This window comes from Ruegeria sp. AB6 (assembly GCF_056542685.1).
Genome location: NZ_JBQGAD010000002.1, coordinates 310,292 through 327,863, shown reverse-complemented (window position 1 = coordinate 327,863; position 17,572 = coordinate 310,292). Strand labels below are relative to the sequence as shown.

15 protein-coding genes are annotated in these 17,572 nt (G+C 59.8%); 8 read left to right on the top strand and 7 right to left on the bottom strand.

Annotated elements, in window-relative coordinates; all coding sequences use genetic code 11:
• Positions 1–7: 7 nt before the first annotated feature.
• Together ACR0DB_RS05745 and ACR0DB_RS05740 are read right to left on the bottom strand one after the other, a co-directional pair.
• Positions 8–1,579 carry a Re/Si-specific NAD(P)(+) transhydrogenase subunit alpha gene (locus ACR0DB_RS05745; protein WP_170769245.1) on the bottom strand — a complete coding sequence of 524 codons (1,572 nt, stop codon included), beginning with the start codon at positions 1,577–1,579 and terminating at the stop codon, positions 8–10.
• Positions 1,580–1,711: 132 nt separating this feature from the next.
• Positions 1,712–2,161 (bottom strand): methyltransferase family protein, encoded by a 450-nt coding sequence (locus ACR0DB_RS05740; protein ID WP_170784172.1) that lies wholly within the window; start codon positions 2,159–2,161, stop codon positions 1,712–1,714.
• A 204-nt stretch (positions 2,162–2,365) separates the two neighbouring features.
• Here ACR0DB_RS05740 and kynU point away from each other — a divergent pair, with 204 nt between their 5' ends.
• Positions 2,366–3,559 (top strand): kynureninase, encoded by a 1,194-nt coding sequence (gene kynU, locus ACR0DB_RS05735; RefSeq protein ID WP_480549459.1) that lies wholly within the window; start codon positions 2,366–2,368, stop codon positions 3,557–3,559.
• Here kynU and ACR0DB_RS05730 read toward each other — a convergent pair.
• Positions 3,552–4,145: a TetR/AcrR family transcriptional regulator gene (locus ACR0DB_RS05730; RefSeq protein ID WP_170788349.1), complete on the bottom strand. Its 594-nt coding sequence runs from the start codon at positions 4,143–4,145 to the stop codon at positions 3,552–3,554. The two genes, kynU and ACR0DB_RS05730, sit on opposite strands and share 8 nt — an antisense overlap.
• 88 nt (positions 4,146–4,233) lie before the next feature.
• On the opposite strand from ACR0DB_RS05730, the gene ACR0DB_RS05725 reads away from it, so the two are divergent.
• Positions 4,234–4,698: a (2Fe-2S)-binding protein gene (locus tag ACR0DB_RS05725; RefSeq protein WP_480549458.1), complete on the top strand. Its 465-nt coding sequence runs from the start codon at positions 4,234–4,236 to the stop codon at positions 4,696–4,698.
• A 3-nt stretch (positions 4,699–4,701) separates the two neighbouring features.
• Positions 4,702–6,942: a xanthine dehydrogenase family protein molybdopterin-binding subunit gene (locus ACR0DB_RS05720; RefSeq protein ID WP_480549457.1), complete on the top strand. Its 2,241-nt coding sequence runs from the start codon at positions 4,702–4,704 to the stop codon at positions 6,940–6,942.
• A 46-nt stretch (positions 6,943–6,988) separates the two neighbouring features.
• Here ACR0DB_RS05720 and ACR0DB_RS05715 read toward each other — a convergent pair whose 3' ends face one another.
• The 3 genes from ACR0DB_RS05715 to ACR0DB_RS05705 all read right to left on the bottom strand — a co-directional run bounded on the left by ACR0DB_RS05715 (position 6,989) and on the right by ACR0DB_RS05705 (position 10,611).
• Positions 6,989–7,768 carry a gamma-glutamyl-gamma-aminobutyrate hydrolase family protein gene (locus tag ACR0DB_RS05715; protein ID WP_170769239.1) on the bottom strand — a complete coding sequence of 260 codons (780 nt, stop codon included), beginning with the start codon at positions 7,766–7,768 and terminating at the stop codon, positions 6,989–6,991.
• A 199-nt stretch (positions 7,769–7,967) separates the two neighbouring features.
• Positions 7,968–8,393, bottom strand: coding sequence for a GlcG/HbpS family heme-binding protein (locus tag ACR0DB_RS05710; protein ID WP_170410912.1), 426 nt, complete (start codon positions 8,391–8,393; stop codon positions 7,968–7,970).
• A gap of 82 nt (positions 8,394–8,475) precedes the next feature.
• Positions 8,476–10,611, bottom strand: a complete 2,136-nt coding sequence (locus ACR0DB_RS05705) for a malate synthase G (RefSeq protein WP_480549456.1) — start codon at positions 10,609–10,611, stop codon at positions 8,476–8,478.
• Positions 10,612–10,816: 205 nt separating this feature from the next.
• Between ACR0DB_RS05705 and pepN the strand changes: the two genes are divergently transcribed.
• From pepN to ACR0DB_RS05680, 5 genes are all read left to right on the top strand, one after another.
• Positions 10,817–13,369 carry an aminopeptidase N gene (pepN, locus tag ACR0DB_RS05700; protein WP_480549455.1) on the top strand — a complete coding sequence of 851 codons (2,553 nt, stop codon included), beginning with the start codon at positions 10,817–10,819 and terminating at the stop codon, positions 13,367–13,369.
• Between the two features lie 41 nt (positions 13,370–13,410).
• Positions 13,411–13,794, top strand: coding sequence for a hypothetical protein (locus tag ACR0DB_RS05695; RefSeq protein ID WP_480503146.1), 384 nt, complete (start codon positions 13,411–13,413; stop codon positions 13,792–13,794).
• Between the two features lie 128 nt (positions 13,795–13,922).
• Positions 13,923–15,173 carry a hypothetical protein gene (locus tag ACR0DB_RS05690; protein WP_480549454.1) on the top strand — a complete coding sequence of 417 codons (1,251 nt, stop codon included), beginning with the start codon at positions 13,923–13,925 and terminating at the stop codon, positions 15,171–15,173.
• A 71-nt stretch (positions 15,174–15,244) separates the two neighbouring features.
• Positions 15,245–16,756, top strand: coding sequence for an Asp-tRNA(Asn)/Glu-tRNA(Gln) amidotransferase subunit GatB (gene gatB, locus ACR0DB_RS05685; RefSeq protein WP_480549452.1), 1,512 nt, complete (start codon positions 15,245–15,247; stop codon positions 16,754–16,756).
• Between the two features lie 158 nt (positions 16,757–16,914).
• Entirely contained in the window at positions 16,915–17,337 is a 423-nt protein-coding gene (locus tag ACR0DB_RS05680) for a DUF4177 domain-containing protein (RefSeq protein ID WP_480549450.1), read from the top strand.
• Here the strand turns inward: ACR0DB_RS05680 and ACR0DB_RS05675 are convergent.
• On the bottom strand, positions 17,334–17,558 hold the full coding sequence (locus ACR0DB_RS05675; protein WP_480549966.1) for a GDCCVxC domain-containing (seleno)protein: 225 nt from the start codon (positions 17,556–17,558) through the stop codon (positions 17,334–17,336). The genes ACR0DB_RS05680 and ACR0DB_RS05675 overlap by 4 nt on opposite strands.
• Positions 17,559–17,572: the final 14 nt, after the last annotated feature.

Sequence of the window (17,572 nt, the reverse complement as noted above, 5' to 3'; positions counted from 1 at the left end):
GGCCTCCTTAAGATTTCTGGAACATGGCGAGCATGCGCCGGGTGACAAGAAAGCCGCCGAAGATGTTGATCCCGGCCATAAAGACCGACAGCGCCGCCAGCAGGATCACCAGGAACGAGCCCGATCCGATCTGCATAAGCGCCCCAACAATGATGATCGACGAGATCGCGTTGGTGATCGCCATCAGCGGGGTGTGTAGGCTATGCGCCACGCCCCAGATCACCTGGAAGCCCACGAACACGGCCAGCACGAACACGATGAAGTGCTGCATGAAGCTGGCCGGAGCGACCAGACCCACCAACAGCATTAGCGCGCCGCCCACACCCAGCAGGGTGAACTGCTGCTTGGTCTGCGCCTTGAATGCCGCAATCTCCTGCGCCTTTTTCTCTTCCGGGGTCAGTTCCTTGACCTCGGGCTTCTTCTGCGCTGCGATGGCCTGCACTTTCGGCGGCGGCGGCGGGAAGGTGATCTCACCCTCAAAGGTCACGGTCGAGCCGCGGATCACGTCATCTTCCATGTCGTGGTTGATTTGACCGTCCTTTTCAGGCGTCAGGTCAGCCATCATGTGACGGATGTTGGTGGCGTACAGAGACGAGGACTGCGCCGCCATCCGGCTGGGGAAGTCGGTATAGCCGATGATGGTCACGCCATTGTCGGTCACGATCTTCTCATCCGCGACAGTCAGCTTGCAGTTACCACCCTTTTCCGCCGCGAGATCGACGATGACCGAGCCCGGTTTCATGCTTTCGACCATATCCTTGGTCCAAAGCTCAGGAGCCTCGCGGTTCGGGATCAGCGCGGTGGTGATCACGATGTCCATCTCGGGGGCAAGTTCACGGAACTTGGCCAACTGCGCGTTGCGGAATTCTTCGGACTGAACCGACGCATACCCGCCAGTGGCCGCGCCATCCTGCTGCTGCTCTTCAAAGTCCAGATAGACGAATTCTGCACCCATCGACTCGACCTGCTCGGCCACTTCGGGGCGCACGTCGAAGGCATAGGTGATCGCGCCCAGCGACGTGGACGTCCCGATCGCGGCCAGACCGGCCACACCGGCCCCCACGATCAGAACTTTCGCAGGAGGTACTTTACCCGCAGCCGTCACCTGACCGGTGAAGAAACGACCGAAGTTGTTACCCGCCTCAATCACGGCACGGTAGCCAGCGATGTTCGCCATCGAGGACAGCGCGTCCATCTTTTGCGCGCGGGAAATACGCGGCACCATTTCCATGGCGATCACGTTCGCGCCTTTGGATTTGGCCAGCTCCATCCCGTCTTCGTTGCCCGCAGGGTTGAAGAACGAGATCAGCGTTTTGCCTTTGGTAAGGCGCTTCAGCTCGGTCTCAGTGGGCTGGCGGACCTTAGCGACGATATCGACCCCTTTCCACAACGCAGCTGCGGTCTTGACGATCTCAACGCCTGCGGCCTCATAGACCGCGTCCGAGAACCCGGCAGCGGCACCCGCCCCGGTCTCAATCGCGCAGTCATAGCCCAGTTTCTGCAACTGCACGGCAGAATCCGGAGTCATGGCGACCCGGTTTTCACCGTCCAGTATTTCCTTTGGTGTACCTATCTTCACCGGCTGTATCCCCCTAATTTTCACTCAGACCCGAGCGGGTGGTCGGTATGGTTCATCAAACATTGATCTATCCTGCGCAATATTATTTCGCAAGCGCAGCATAATTTACGCTGTGTCACAACGCGTCGATCCTCAGACCCAGCGGCGGGTCTGCTGTTCGTAACGGGCGAATTCCGCACGAAATTTTCGGCGTAACCGGTCTTCTTCCGGTACGATAAAGCGGCGCTCCAACAGCCACGTGAAAATCGGGATCAGCACCAGGGACAGCACCGCATCGAACCGCAGGACCAATCCTGTCAGGATCAAAACATCCCCCAGATAGATTGGGTTCCGACTGCGCTTGAAAATGCCAGTCTGCACCATTTGGGTCGGCACCTGATGCGGAAGAACCGTTGTTTTATGCCGTCGAAACTCGACAACAGCCAGCACTGCCAGAATAACACCCCCGCCAATCAGAAGGCCACTGAGAAGATCGGTAAACCAACCGCTGAAGGACAATCCCATGGGCAAGAACTGCGCTTGCAGCCACGCTAGACCGGCAGCTGCTAGCAACCAGATCGGAGGGATATCAATTTTCTGCATTCGCGGCGTCTTTCCAGCTGTCACTCAGGTCCAGAGTGTCGTTTTCGACCGACGGTCTATCGCTTTCTGACCTGAATATCAAAATACCAGATAGTCGCAGCAGTGTAATACGCCGCCCGACTCACAACCTCTTCCGATGGACAGCACTGTGCGCATCCGCTAGCCATCTTCAGGAAACGGAATTTTCATCAGCCCGGAGCATCCATGACCGATTTCAAAGCGACCAAAGCCATGTTCGATCTGCCCAAGGGCGTTGTCTATCTGGACGGCAACTCTCTGGGACCGCTGCCGCGCGCCGCTGGTGACCGGGTGAACGACATGCTGGTCAAGGAATGGGGTCAGATGCTGATCACAGGCTGGAACAAGGCTGGATGGATGGGGCTGCCCGTGGCGCTTGGGGATCGTATCGGACGGTTGATCGGCGCAGAACCCGGCGCGGTGGTAACAGGCGACACGCTGTCCATCAAAGTGTACCAAGCCGTGGCTTCAGCGTTGGAACTGCGCCCGGACCGCAAGGTGGTTCTGTCCGATAGCGGCAATTTCCCATCGGATCTATATATGGTGGATGGTCTTCTACGCTCGTTAGGACCGGACTATGAATTGCGCGCCGTGGCACCCGAGGACGTGGCCGACAACATCACCGAAGACGTCGCCGTCTTGATGCTGACCGAGGTCGACTACCGCTCGGGGCGGATGCATGACATGAAGGCGCTGACCGAACTGGCTCATGCCAACGGCACGATCACGGTTTGGGATCTGGCGCATTCCGCCGGGGCAATTCCCGTAGACCTGTCGGGCTGCAACGCCGATTTCGCGGTAGGCTGCACCTATAAATATCTCAATGGCGGCCCCGGAGCGCCCGCCTTTATCTATGTCGCCCCGCAGCTGGCCGACCGAGTGCGCCCAGCCCTGTCGGGCTGGCTCGGTCATGAAGCACCCTTTGCCTTTGATCTGGATTACCGCCCCGGCGGTGGGATCGAGCGGATGCGGGTCGGCACCCCTCCGATCATCCAGATGACGGCGCTGTCGGCAGCGATGGACATCTGGGACATGGCGGACATGGCCGATGTACGCGCAAAATCGGTGGAGCTGACGGAATTGTTCATTGCGCGGGTCGAGGCCACCTGCCCCGAACTGGTGCTGGCCAGCCCACGTGACCCGAACCAACGCGGTAGCCAGGTCTCGTTCCGGTTCACCGAAGGCTATGCGGCTATGCAGGCACTGATTGCCCGTGGCGTGATCGGTGATTTCCGCGCGCCTGACATCATGCGATTTGGCTTCACGCCGCTTTACATCGACGAACAGGATGTCGCGCGTGCCGTGGAAATTCTGGCCGACATCATGACCAACCGTCTGTGGGATACCCCGGAATACAAGCAACGCCAGCGCGTTACGTGATCGCAAGCGCGGCGCCAAGAAGGGTTGCCAGATTGGCGTTGGAACGGGTGAATTCCTGCGAATCCGCGGCCGAAACCTTGATCCCACGCAAGGCCGACGTGATCATTTTGGCCGTTTCCGACGGCTCATCGAACAAATGCACACGCCCGTTTGCCGCCTCTAGCCCGAGCCAATTCGCGTAAAGCGCGACAAGCTGCGCCTCGCCCTCGGTCACCAGATCGGCAGCGGTCGAGACGCTGACATCCAGCAACTCCAGTCCGTGCGGTGTCGCCAATATTTCAGCCATCCCATCGGTCTGCGCCTCGATCGCGCCGCTGATGATCTGTTGCACTGCCCCCCCGGCTGTCAAAGCCTCGGCGACGGCGGCAATCTTGCGGTCATAATACCGCTGGGTCAGCTTGCGCAGAATCGTCTCTTTGTTCGGGAAATACTGGTACACGGCAGGGCGGGACATTCCCGCACCCTTGGCAATGTCATCCATCGAGGTTTTTCGGAACCCATAGGCCGAAAACGCCTGAAGGGCCGATTCCAGAATGGACTGGCTCTTTTCTCCGGCAACAATATCTTTCAATTCAGCTTCTGACATTTTTAACTCATTTTGTCAGTTGACGATCTGACAGTTTCACCTATTTATGTCAGAAGAACCACGCAGCGACAAGCCGAGAGGAAGCGCAATGGCGACCAATCTGACGATCAACGGAACTTCCCATCAGGTGGACCTGCCCGATGATGTGCCCCTTTTGTGGGTTTTGCGCGACGAATTGGGCATGACCGGCACCAAATACGGATGTGGCGTGGCAGCCTGTGGCGCATGCACCGTCCATATCGACGGCGAGGCGGTTCGCTCCTGCCAGGTTGCCCTGTCCGATGTCTGGGGCGACGTCACAACAATCGAAGGCCTGGGTACGCCTGAAGCGATGGCCACCATACAGCAATCCTGGGTGGATCATCAGGTCGCTCAATGCGGTTTTTGCCAGTCGGGCCAGATCATGCAAGCCGCGGCGCTGCTGGCCGAGAACCCCTCGCCCACCGATGCGGATATCGACAACGCGATGCAGGGCAATTTGTGCCGCTGCGGTACCTATCCCCGCATTCGGGCCGCGATCCACGACGCTGCATCCAAACTGAAGGAGGCGTAAGCCATGGCATCTGTTGGTAAAATCCTGCGCCGCACCTTCCTGATCGGATCAGCCGCTATTGTTGGCGGCGTGGCCTTCGGTGCCTATTACGTGAGTCGCCCCGCCGCCAACCCGCTGAAACCCGGCGATGGTGAAACGGCGCTCAGCCCCTTTGTCCTGATCGACCAGCAAGGTGTGACACTGTTCGCGCCGCGCGCCGAGATGGGACAGGGCGTGATGACCACTTGGGCCGCCTTGATCGCAGAAGAGCTGGATGTGGAGCTGGACGATATCCGCGTTCTGCACGGCCCGGCCGCAGCAGCCTATTACAACAACGCTCTGCTGGGCGAAGGGCTGCCGAACAAGGGCTATGACATCTCCGATTTCCAGCACAATCTGGGCGAGGCCTTGGGCGTGATTGGCCGCAGCCTCAGTCTGCAGGTCACGGGCGGATCGACCTCGATGAAGGACGGATTCGAGCGGATGCGCGAAGCCGGGGCCACCGCGCGCGAAACGCTGAAACAGGCGGCGGCGGATCGGTTGGGCGTTGATCGCACTCAGCTGAAGACCGAAGGTGGTGCGGTGATCGCGCCTGATGGCACGCGCCTGCCGTATACGGAACTGGCCGAAGCTGCCGGGCAGATTGAGCCACCCAATGTCGGTCTGCGCGACCCGTCGGATTGGCGTCTGCTAGGACGAAACCTGCCGCGCGTTGATGTGCTGGGCAAGTCCACCGGCACCGCCGAGTTCGGCATCGACGTGCGCCCTGAGGGTTTGAAATTCGCCTCGGTCCGGATGAACCCGAAACTGGGCGGCGTGATGAACGGCTTTGATGACAGCGCCGCCAAAACCATGCCCGGTGTAGAACAGGTGGTCGATCTGGGCAATGGTGTCGCCGTCATCGCCAACAACACCTGGTTGGCCATTCAAGCAGTCGAGGCCATTGATGTGGATTGGGGCGACGCGCCCTATCCGCCTGAAACTGACGGTTTGTTCGCCAAGATCGCCGAGGCGTTCGACGACGCTCCGAACTCGACAATGCGCGATGATGGCGATGTGGATGTCCTGCCTGAAGGTGCGACGGAAATCAGCGCCGAATACACGGTGCCCTACCTGGCGCATTCCACGATGGAACCGATGAACGCCACTGCGCTGTTCACCGGCACCAAGCTGGATCTGTGGTGTGGCAATCAAGCTCCCACCCTACTGCTGGCGCGTGCAGCAAACACCGCCAACCTGGACAAGGACGCGGTCGAGATCCACACCTCCTATTTGGGCGGCGGCTTTGGCCGGCGCGGAGAGCTGGACTTTGCTGAAATCGCGACCAAGGTTGCGATGGCCATGCCCGGCGTCCCGGTCCAGACCACTTGGAGCCGCGAAGAAGACATGCGCCATGACTACTACCGTCCCGGCGCGATTGCCCGAATGCGCGGCGCGGTCAAGGACGGTCAGGCCGTTCTGATCGACGGCAAGGTCGCCGCGCAGTCCTGCACCCAGCAGGCGGTTGAGCGTTATACCGGCCTGCCCGGTGCCGGACCCGACAAGGTGCTGGTCGAAGGCCTGTTCAACCAGCCCTACGCCGTCCCCAATTACCGCATCAGTGGCCATATTGCGGATCTCAGCGTGCCAGTAGGGTTCTGGCGCTCGGTCGGCAACAGCCATAACGGGTTTTTCCACGAGACATTCATGGACGAAATGGCCCACGCCGCCGGTCGCGACCCACTGGATTTCAGGCTGGAACTGGCGAATGACGAGCACGCCCCCTCGGCCGGTGTACTACAAGCGGTCAAAGAGATGTCGGGTTGGACCGGCAAAACTCCCGACGGTGTCGGGCGTGGTGTCGCGATGACTTACAGCTTTGGCACGCCAGTCGCGCAGGTGATCGAAGTGGTTGACGAAGACGGCACCATCCGCATCGCCAAAGCCTGGATCGCCTGTGACGTCGGCCTTGCGCTGGACCCCGGCACGGTAGAGGCCCAAATGTTCGGCGGCATGATCTATGGTCTGTCGGCAGCCGTGATGGGTGAGATCACCTTTGCCGAGGGCGAGGTCGAGCAATACAACTTCCCCGACTACGACGCCCTGCGGATGCACAACGCGCCCGCGACCGAGGTGCGCATTCTGGAAACCAACCGTCACCTTGGCGGCGTGGGTGAGCCCGGAACGCCCCCTTCAATGCCTGCGCTCGGCAACGCCCTATTCGACCTGACGGGCGAGCGTGCGCGCGCACTACCGCTGATCAATCAGTTCAATCTGCTGGTTTGATCACGATGCGCCGGTCTGGTCCTTCTCTCCCGGACCGGCGTACATTTTATGCGCTTTGTTGAACCAACCGCGCACCTGATCCTTCCGACCATGCATGCACGGCTGCCCCGAACGCCTCGAACAGCGGGCGCGAGACCGGGTCGTTTTCCGCGTCCCACTCCGGATGCCACTGCACCGACAGCGTGAACCCCGGCGCGTCCTGCACATAGATCGCTTCGGGCGTACCATCGGGCGCATACCCATCAACAACGATGCGATGGCCTACGGTTTTGATCCCCTGCCCGTGAAGCGAGTTCGTCATCACTTCATGTGCACCCATCAGGCGGTGAAATACGCCACCTTCAGACAGGGTCACGATATGGCGCAGGGCAAACTTCTCTTCCAACGTGCCATCGGGCGGCATCCGGTGATTCATACGCCCCGGAAGATCGCGGATTTCTGGATAGAGCGTCCCGCCCATCGCCACATTGACCTCCTGAAAGCCGCGGCAAATGCCAAAGAACGGTTGGCCCCGCTCTACGCAGGCCCGCACCAATGGCAGCGCAATTGCATCCCGTGCCCGGTCAAATTCTCCGTGCGCATCCGTCGCGGCTTCGCCGTATTCCTCGGGGTGAACATTGGGACGCGCGCCGGTCAACAGAAACCCATCACACACCTCCAGCAATTCCTCGACCGACACATAGCGCGGGTCCGCCGGGATTAGCATCGGCAGACAGTCCGAGACATTGGCCACTGCGTCCGAATTCATCGTCCCACCCGTATGGGTCGGGTATTGGTCGTTCATCAAATATGAGTTGCCGATGATACCGACGATGGGTCGAGACATTCTGCTTTCCTGATTTGTGCCGTGTTCAGGGAAAGCTAGCCGCCACGCCCGCCGCGCGCAATAGCACAGCCCCTGTGTATCAGCGCAGGCACCTGTTCAGCTATGCACATGGGTGTTGTGATGGGGACAAATGCCCATTTGTCAGGCGCTTCACACACGCCAAAGGGTCAGAGAGCCCGCAGACTCTCTGACCAATGCATCAGATCTCGCCGGTCAGACCAGCAGCCTCGATCCCGGCCATCGCCGCGATCGCATCATTGTCCGAGGTGTCACCGGTCACGCCAACAGCACCGATCACGGCGCCTTTCTTGTCGCGCAGCAACACGCCGCCCGGAACCGGCACAACCTGACCCCCATAGACACCGTTAACAGCAGCCATGAAATAAGCCTGCGCCTCGGCCCGCGCCATCTGCGCGGTGCCTGCCATGCCCAGCATGACCGAGCCATAGGCCTTGCCCTGTGCAATTGCAAAACGACCGGGCGCGGCACCATCTTCGCGTTCAAACGCGATCACATGACCACCGGCGTCCAGAACAACAACCGACAGAGGTTTCAGTTCCAATTCGCGGCCCTTTTCCAAAGCCTTGCGCACAATCGTACGCGCCTTGCGCAATGTAACAGCCATGCCTGATCCCTTTCATCTGGCTAACAATATCCTCAGGGGAGCGGGAGGGGGCAGACAGCCCCCTCGTTCCGACCCTATCCGTTCAACCCAAGCTCGCTTTCAACTCCAAACGGCGGGCGTGCAGAACCGGCTCGGTGTAACCCGAAGGCTGAACCCGACCTTTGAAAACCAGATCGCAAGCTGCTTGGAACGCCACACCATCGAAGCCGGGTGCCATCGGGCGGTAGCTGGGGTCGCCTTCATTTTGACGATCCACCACGGCCGCCATTTTCTGCATCGCAGCCATCACCTGTTCTTCACTGACGACATCATGATGCAGCCAGTTGGCCAGCGCCTGAGACGAAATCCGGCAAGTTGCCCGATCCTCCATCAACCCGATATCGTTGATATCCGGCACTTTCGAACAGCCTACGCCCTGATCGACCCAACGCACGACATAGCCCAGAATACCCTGCGCGTTGTTCTCGATCTCGACGGAGATCTCGTCCTCGTTCATGTTGCGGCCGCCCAGCAGCGGCACGGTCAGCAGATCATCCAGTGTACCGCGTGCACCGCCTGCGGCCAGTTCGTCCTGACGGGCCAGAACATCGACCTTGTGGTAATGCGTTGCATGAAGCGTCGCCGCGGTTGGGGACGGCACCCAGGCGCAGGTCGCGCCCGATTTCGGGTGTCCGATCTTCTGATCCAGCATATCCCCCATCCGGTCAGGCATCGCCCACATGCCCTTACCGATCTGCGCCTTGCCTTTCAGACCGCAGGCCAGACCGATATCGACATTGCGGTCCTCATAAGACGCAATCCACGGTGTCACCTTCATGTCACCCTTGGGCAGCATCGGTCCCGCCTCGATCGAGGTATGGATCTCATCGCCCGTACGGTCCAAGAAACCAGTGTTGATAAAGGCCACACGCGATCTCGCAGCACGGATGCATTCCTTGAGGTTGGCCGAGGTACGGCGTTCCTCATCCATGATACCCAGCTTGACGGTGTTGCGCGGCAGGCCGAGGATGTCTTCGACCATGTCGAAAATCTCAACCGCGAACGCGACTTCGGCTGGCCCGTGCATCTTGGGCTTGACCACATAGACCGAGCCCTTGACCGAATTCCCGCCCTCGCGCTGCAGGTCATGCATCGCGATCATCGTGGTGCAGAGCGCATCCATCAGGCCCTCACCGATCTCATTGCCATCACCATCCAGAACGGCCGGGTTAGTCATTAAATGGCCCACATTGCGGATCAGCATCAGCGAACGGCCTTTCAGCACGTCCTGTTCGCCGCCTGCGGTGGTATAGGTCAGATCATCGGCCAGTTTCCGGGTAAAGGTGGTGCCGCCTTTGGTCACCTCCTCAGCCAGATCGCCTTTCATCAGGCCCAGCCAGTTGCTATAGGCCACGACCTTGTCCTCGCCATCCACACAGGCGACCGAGTCCTCGCAGTCCATAATCGTGGACAGCGCCGATTCCAGATGAACATCGGCAATCCCAGCCGGGTCGGTCGCGCCAATATTACTAGAGGCATCGACAACGATTTTTACATGCAGCCCGTTATTCTTCAGCAGAACGAAATCGGGCTTCCCGGCCTCACCGCCAAAGCCAACAAATGCCGAAGCGTCGGCCAGCGCGGGTACCAGCGCACCGTCTTCGACGTGCAGATTGGACACATCGGCCCACGAGCCTGCAGCCAGCGGCACTGCGTCATCCAAAAAGCTTTTGGCCCATGCAATCACACGCGCACCGCGTGCTTCGTCATACCCTCCCGCGGCGGGCAGATCGCCCATTGCGTCCGTGCCGTACAGAGCATCATACAGACTACCCCAACGCGCGTTGGCGGCGTTCAGCGCAAACCGGGCATTAGTTATCGGCACGACCAGTTGCGGGCCGGGGATCGAGGCAATCTCAGGATCGACATTGGCGGTTTCGATTTGAAAGTCATCACCTTCTTCGACCAAATAGCCGATCTCGCGCAGAAACCCCTGATAGGCTTCGGCGTCATGGTCCTGACCTTTACGCTCAACATGCCATGCGTCCAGCTGGCCCTGAATCTCTTCGCGCTTGGCAAGAAACGCGCGGTTCTTGGGCCCAAGTTCGGACACCATCCGCGACAGACCATCCCAGAATGTCTGAGCGGTGACACCGGTTCCCGGCAGAGCCCTATCTTCGATGAAGTCGGCCAGAACTGGGTCGACTTGAAGCCCGCTGCGTGTCTGTCTGCTGGTCATTTTGTTCCTCCTGCCAATGTACGCCACTGCATACCGCCAGCATTTAGAGCGTAAGTTTCCGATAGGCAACGTCTGCCGTTGCGTTCTGGTAAAAAAATCTTACCAAAATCGCGTTACCTGGGATCCGCCCCATCCGCGACACGGCTTGCAGCCCATTGCCACAGACCATAACGTCGCCTCAAACTCCAACCGATGCGAGGCCCCGATGCGCGACGCTGCCCCTACGACGATCTATCTGAAAGACTACACGCCCTTTGGTTATCTTGTGGACAGCGTGCATCTAACCTTCGATCTGGCAGCGCACGCCACCCGCGTAACATCGCGCATTGCTTTCCGCCCCAACCCCGATGCCACGGATCGCACCTTCTTTCTGCACGGCGAAGAACTGACCCTGATCCGCGCCTGCATTGACGGGGTGCAGATCGCGCCCGAGGTGACCGATAAGGGCCTGACCGCGCCCGCCCCTGACGCGCCCTTCATCTGGGAGGCCGAGGTTGAGATTGACCCCGGCAACAACACCGCGCTTGAGGGGCTCTATATGTCAAACGGGATGTATTGCACCCAGTGCGAGGCGGAAGGGTTCCGCAAGATCACCTACTATCCCGACCGCCCCGATGTGATGTCCACCTTCACCGTGCGCATCAACGGCGATATGCCCGTGCTGCTGTCCAACGGCAACCCAAGCGGCAAAGGCGAAGGCTGGGCGGAATGGACCGACCCTTGGCCCAAGCCTGCCTATCTGTTCGCGCTGGTCGCGGGCGAGTTGATCGCGCATCCCGGCCAGTTCACCACCATGTCCGGGCGCGATGTCGCGTTGAACCTCTGGGTCCGCCCCGGAGATGAGGGCAAATGCGCCTTTGGCATGGAGGCTCTGAAAAAGTCTATGAAATGGGACGAGGACGTCTATGGCCGCGAATACGATCTGGACGTGTTCAACATCGTGGCCGTGGATGATTTCAACATGGGCGCGATGGAAAATAAGGGGCTGAACATCTTCAACTCCTCCGCCGTGCTGGCCAGCTCCGAGACCTCGACCGATATGAACTTTGAGCGGATCGAGGCGATCATCGCGCATGAGTATTTTCACAATTGGACCGGCAACCGCATCACTTGCCGTGACTGGTTCCAGCTGTGTCTGAAAGAAGGTCTGACCGTGTTCCGTGATGCGCAGTTCACCTCAGACATGCGCTCGGCCCCGGTGAAACGCATCCACGACGCCATCGACCTGCGCGCGCGGCAATTCCCCGAGGATAACGGGCCGCTCTCGCATCCTGTCCGGCCCGAAAGCTTTCAAGAGATCAACAATTTCTACACCGCCACAGTCTACGAAAAAGGCGCCGAAATCATCGGTATGCTGAAACGGCTGGTGGGCGATGAAGCCTATACCAAGGCGCTGAATTTGTATTTCGACCGCCATGACGGGCAAGCCTGCACGATAGAAGACTGGATCAAGGTATTCGAGGATGCGACCAGCCGCGATCTGAGCCAATTCAAGCGCTGGTACAGTCAATCCGGCACTCCGCGCGTGTCGGTGGCCGAAGAATGGGCAGACGGCACCTACACCCTGACCCTGTCGCAGCGCACCGAACCCACGCCAGGTCAGGACGAAAAGCTACCGCAGGTGATCCCGGTAGCCGTTGGCCTTCTGGGCCCGAATGGCGATGAGGTCCGTGCGACTGAGGTGCTGGAACTGACCGAAGCCAGCCAGAGCTTTACCTTCACCGGGTTGGCGGCCAAACCGACGGCCTCGGTGCTGAGGGATTTCTCGGCCCCGGTTATTCTGGAGCAGGATCAAAGCAACGCAGAGCGCGCCTTCATGCTGGCCCACGACACTGACGCGTTTAACCGCTGGCAGGCCGGAAGGTCTCTGGCTGAAGATACGTTGCTGAACATGATCCGGTCGGACGCAGCACCCGATGCAGACTATTTGGATGGCCTACTGGCTGTGCTGCGCGATGGTGATCTGGACCCGGCCTACCGCGCACTGATGCTGGGCCTGCCGACGCAATCGGAATTAGCGGCCGCATTGCACGAGAAAGGCTTAACGCCCGATCCAATGGCAATCTGGACCGCCGTTGAAACGCTGCGGCAAGTCACCGCTCAACACGTGCAAGACCTATTGCCACGGCTTCACAGCGAGACCGTGATTGACGCCCCCTACAGCCCGGATGCCGATCAATCGGGCAAGCGCGCCTTGGGCGGGGCCGCTTTGGCGTTGACCTCACGACTGGACGGAGGTGCCAAGGCCGCCGAGGAATACAAAGCCGCCGACAATATGACCCTGCAACTGACGGCCCTGTCCTGCCTTCTGCGCGCAGGCAAGGGACAGGCTGAGCTGGCCGCATTCTATGACCAGTGGCAACATGACCGGCTGGTGATGGACAAGTGGTTTGGACTGCAAGTCTCGATGGCGGCACCAGAGGCGACGGCGGATGTGGCGCGCAACCTGACGGAGCATCCGGATTTCAACTGGAAAAACCCCAACCGCTTCCGCGCCGTCATGGGAGCGTTGGCGATGAACCATGCCGGATTCCACCGAGCAGATGGGGCGGGTTATGCCTTGCTGGCGGACTGGTTGATCAAACTGGACCCGGTGAACCCGCAGACGACGGCACGGATGTGCTCGGCCTTCCAAACGTGGAAACGCTATGACACCGACCGTCAGGCTCTGATCCGCGCGCAGTTAACCCGCATCGCAGAAACACCCGATCTGTCGCGGGACACGACCGAGATGGTCTCGCGCATTCTGGGCGCATGACGCCTTACACGTTCACACGTCAGAACAGGACGCCAAGCGTTTTGGCGATCCTGCTCTGCGTGTATGGGGCACTGATTGCCCTGGTGATCCTGTTTGATGCGGCGTGGTGGCTGATGGCGCTGTTGGCGCTGACCACCCTGCCCGCGCTGTGGGATTTTGCGCGCGGCACCAGCGCCGGTCTGACCTTGGGTCCGGACCGGATCAGCTGGTTCACCGGCGCGCGTCAGGCCGAGGTCAATCTGGCCGATATCGACCACGTGCGCATGGACACCCGCTGGGACTTCAGCGTGCGCGTTTCACTTGTGCTTAGGTCCGAGAAAAAGATTCGCCTGCCCGATGAATCGACCCCTCCGCACCGGGAATTCGAGCGGCTTTTGCAGCAAGCGGGGCTTCGGGTAAAGCGTCATCACTTTACGGTTTTCTAGGCATAATCCCCATCTCAAGACCTCATTGTTCCCAAATTGTGTGCAAAACAGGCCCAAAATCTTGAATTTGAATCAATTCGCGGCGACAGTTCAGCAGTTGCCAGTTTTTACAGTTACCGAGTTTCACCATGTTGCGGTTTTTCCGATCCACTGCGCCCAGCGCCCTTGTCCCCGAAATGCCAGCAGATTTGCATCTGTCAGCAGATGTCGCATCCGTGTTCCCGAATCGGGGGCAAGTGAACATCCCGCTGGCCGATGCCCGCGAGGACGACATCGCTGGTCGCGATGCGATCGAGCGGGGCCGCCATTTGGCGCGTCAGGGCCTGTGGACGGTTTTGTCGCAGGAAATGAAAGCAGCGGATGAGGCGCGCACGTCTGCCCCGGACGGGATGCCGATTGCCGATCTGCTGGCCTTCGGGGCCCGGGCAGATGTGGTTCTGGCCGTCGAACATGCCCTGTCCGACTTGAAAGAAGTGCGGGACTATGACCTGCTGGGCGGTATCTCAGAGTTGGAAGACGAAATGCGCGAAAACGCCGGTGATCCGATGATCACGCTGGTGGTTGCGCTGGCGCATATCGACATCGCATGGGCGTGGCGTGGCACGGCCACCGAGGCCAATCTGCCGCCGCTGCATCAATCGCGCTGTGCCGCGCATTTCGACCGGGCTGCGGCTATCTTGCCTGCTTGTCGCGAAACGGCGCCGGACAGCCCTCTGGTGGCAGCTGCCGATTGCGCTCTGCTGGCGGGACAGCGCAAGACGCGCGTCCGCGTGGCCGACAAATACGAACGTCTGATCACGCTGGACCCGCATAACCAGCGCCACATGCGCGCTATGGGCACGCATCTGCTGCCGCGCTGGTTCGGCAGCTACGAAGAGCTTGAGGTGCAAGCCCTGCGCAATGCCGCCCGCACCCATGATATCTGGGGCGCAGGCGGGTATACCTGGGCCCAATTCGACGCCATTGTCCTGGATGACGAAGCCTGTGCACGGTTGGATGTCGAATATTTCCTGCAAGGTCTTCGCGACATTCTGCGCCACCGCCCCGATCAGGAAATGGTCAACATGCTGGCCGCCTATTGCGCCATCACGATCAAAAAAGGTCAGGGCCAGAACGCCCAAGCCGACGCCGTACGCGCGCAAATCCACGAGGCTGCGAACTGGCTGATCCGTGACCACCTGACCGAGCTGCACCCGCTGGTCTGGGCCCATGCCGCAAACGGGTTCAACAACGCTGTGCGCATCAACTCGACCGAGCGGTTTGCCGCACGCGGCCACCGTGACGCGCTGCGTGCGATTGGCAACCTGTTCAGCGAAGAACTGCGCAAGGGCATGGATGTGACCTTCACCCCATCGGGCCCGCGCCTGTCCAGCCACTGATTCCCCCTTGCCCCTTTGGCGTGGCACGCCTAATACGCAGGCTTAGACTTCTGCGGAAATAGAGGCGCGCCATGCTCGACCTGACATATGAAATGCCCAAAATCAAAACCATTGCCGGGGCCAAGCACGATTGGGAACTGGTCATCGGGATGGAGGTGCACGCTCAGGTCTCATCCAACGCCAAGCTTTTCTCGGGCGCATCGACACAATTCGGAGCTGAACCCAATTCAAACGTGGCCTTCGTGGACGCGGCGATGCCTGGAATGCTGCCGGTCATCAACGAATATTGCGTTGAACAAGCGGTGCGCACCGGGCTGGGTCTGAAGGCGGATATCAACCTGAAATCAGCCTTTGACCGCAAGAACTACTTCTACCCTGACCTGCCGCAGGGCTACCAGATTTCCCAGCTGTACCACCCTATCGTGGGCGAAGGCGAAGTGCTGGTGGAAATGGGCGATGGCACCGCGCGCATGGTCCGTATCGAACGCATCCACATGGAGCAAGACGCCGGCAAATCCATCCATGACATGGACCCGCATATGTCCTTTGTCGATCTGAACCGGACGGGCGTCTGCCTGATGGAGATCGTGTCGCGCCCCGATATTCGTGGCCCCGAAGAGGCCGCCGCTTACATCGCTAAGCTGCGCCAGATCATGCGGTATCTGCGCACCTGTGATGGCAACATGCAGAACGGCAACCTGCGCGCGGACGTGAACGTCTCGATCTGTTTGCCGGGCGCGTATGAGAAGTATCAGGAAACGCAGGACTTCTCGCATCTGGGCACGCGGTGCGAGATCAAGAACATGAACTCGATGCGTTTTATCCAGCAAGCGATTGAGGTCGAAGCCCGTCGTCAGATCGCCATCGTTGAAGCTGGTGGGGAAGTAGAGCAGGAGACCCGCCTCTATGACCCGGACAAGGGTGAGACACGCTCGATGCGGTCCAAGGAAGAGGCGCATGATTACCGCTATTTCCCCGATCCCGACCTGCTGCCACTGGAAATTGAACAAGGCTGGGTCGACGACATTGCCGCCAAATTGCCCGAACTGCCAGACGCCAAAAAGGCGCGGTTCATTGAGGCATTCGGCCTGACCGACTATGACGCCTCTGTCCTGACCGCCGAAGTGGAAAGCGCCGCCTATTTCGAAGAGGTCGCAAAAGGCCGCAACGGCAAGCTGGCCGCGAACTGGGTTATCAACGAACTGTTTGGCCGCCTGAAAAAAGAAGATCACGACATCACCGACAGCCCGGTGTCTCCGGCGCAGTTGGGTGGGATCATTGATCTGATTTCATCGGATGCCATCTCGGGCAAGATCGCCAAGGATCTTTTCGAGATCGTTTATACCGAAGGCGGCGACCCCGCGCAGATCGTGGAAGAACGCGGTATGAAGCAAGTCACCGATACCGGTGCGATCGAGGCCGCTTTGGACGAGATCATCGCCGCCAACCCCGCGCAGGTTGAAAAGGCCAAGGTGAACCCGAAACTGGCGGGCTGGTTCGTTGGTCAGGTGATGAAAGCCACCGGCGGCAAAGCCAACCCCAAGGCCGTGAACGAGCTGGTTGCCAAGAAGCTGGGCGGTTAAATCTACAGAAATTGATGAAAGGGCGGCAGAGGGCATACCCACTGCCGCCTTTCTTTTGCGCTGTGTCCGGGCAACACAAGCCGGGCACCACGCGAAGGAGACTTTCCCAATGGCCTCAAAATGCTAGATTGCCGGGAACGAACAGGTAGGAAGATCCGATGCCGCGCTACGAATACAAAGTCGTCCCCGCCCCGCAGAAAAGCGGCAAGGCCAAAGGGGCCAAAACCGCCGAGGACCGGTTTGCGGCCTCGGTCGAACAGGTGCTCAACCAGATGGGGCAGGACGGCTGGGAATATCAGCGTGCGGAGTTACTGCCCAGCGAGGAACGAACGGGTCTGACTGGCTCAACCGTGAACTGGCGCAATGTTCTGGTGTTCCGGCGCGAAATCGAACCAAGTTTCGTCTCTACCCGCGGCCCGACGGAAACACCCGAAGGCGTACCTTTGGCCCAGCCTGTTCCGGGCCCCGAAATGGTCGTGGCCCCGGCCCCGATTGCGGAAGAGGTGAAAGAGCCGCCGCTGTCGTTGAAAGGCTCAGAAGCCGTTCCCGAGCCGCAGGAAAACTCTGAACCGAAGGCCTAAGCGCAGCAGGAATTGCCCTCTTGGATCGGTGGGCAAGGCACTGTCGCGTACGAACAAAAGACGCAACAGTCGCCGTTCAGAGGTTTCAGCACTGTCTGACAGGACTTGCATTCATAGAACCACTGGCACGCATCTGTGGGCATGGTTTCCGTCTCGACATGCCCGCAGGACGGGCAGGTCAGAGTGGATTCGAGTGTCACTTTTGTTTGCGATCCGTCCATGTTCACCTCGGTTT

Bases quoted from the DNA above. Each gene is read 5' to 3' on its own strand.
- ACR0DB_RS05740 (WP_170784172.1), bottom strand. From the start codon at position 2,161: ATGCAGAAAATTGATATCCCTCCGATCTGGTTGCTAGCAGCTGCCGGT.
- kynU (WP_480549459.1), top strand. From the start codon at position 2,366: ATGACCGATTTCAAAGCGACCAAAGCCATGTTCGATCTGCCCAAGGGC.
- ACR0DB_RS05730 (WP_170788349.1), bottom strand. From the start codon at position 4,145: ATGTCAGAAGCTGAATTGAAAGATATTGTTGCCGGAGAAAAGAGCCAG.
- ACR0DB_RS05725 (WP_480549458.1), top strand. From the start codon at position 4,234: ATGGCGACCAATCTGACGATCAACGGAACTTCCCATCAGGTGGACCTG.
- ACR0DB_RS05720 (WP_480549457.1), top strand. From the start codon at position 4,702: ATGGCATCTGTTGGTAAAATCCTGCGCCGCACCTTCCTGATCGGATCA.
- ACR0DB_RS05715 (WP_170769239.1), bottom strand. From the start codon at position 7,768: ATGTCTCGACCCATCGTCGGTATCATCGGCAACTCATATTTGATGAAC.
- ACR0DB_RS05710 (WP_170410912.1), bottom strand. From the start codon at position 8,393: ATGGCTGTTACATTGCGCAAGGCGCGTACGATTGTGCGCAAGGCTTTG.
- ACR0DB_RS05705 (WP_480549456.1), bottom strand. From the start codon at position 10,611: ATGACCAGCAGACAGACACGCAGCGGGCTTCAAGTCGACCCAGTTCTG.
- pepN (WP_480549455.1), top strand. From the start codon at position 10,817: ATGCGCGACGCTGCCCCTACGACGATCTATCTGAAAGACTACACGCCC.
- ACR0DB_RS05690 (WP_480549454.1), top strand. From the start codon at position 13,923: ATGTTGCGGTTTTTCCGATCCACTGCGCCCAGCGCCCTTGTCCCCGAA.
- gatB (WP_480549452.1), top strand. From the start codon at position 15,245: ATGCTCGACCTGACATATGAAATGCCCAAAATCAAAACCATTGCCGGG.
- ACR0DB_RS05680 (WP_480549450.1), top strand. From the start codon at position 16,915: ATGCCGCGCTACGAATACAAAGTCGTCCCCGCCCCGCAGAAAAGCGGC.
- ACR0DB_RS05675 (WP_480549966.1), bottom strand. From the start codon at position 17,558: ATGGACGGATCGCAAACAAAAGTGACACTCGAATCCACTCTGACCTGC.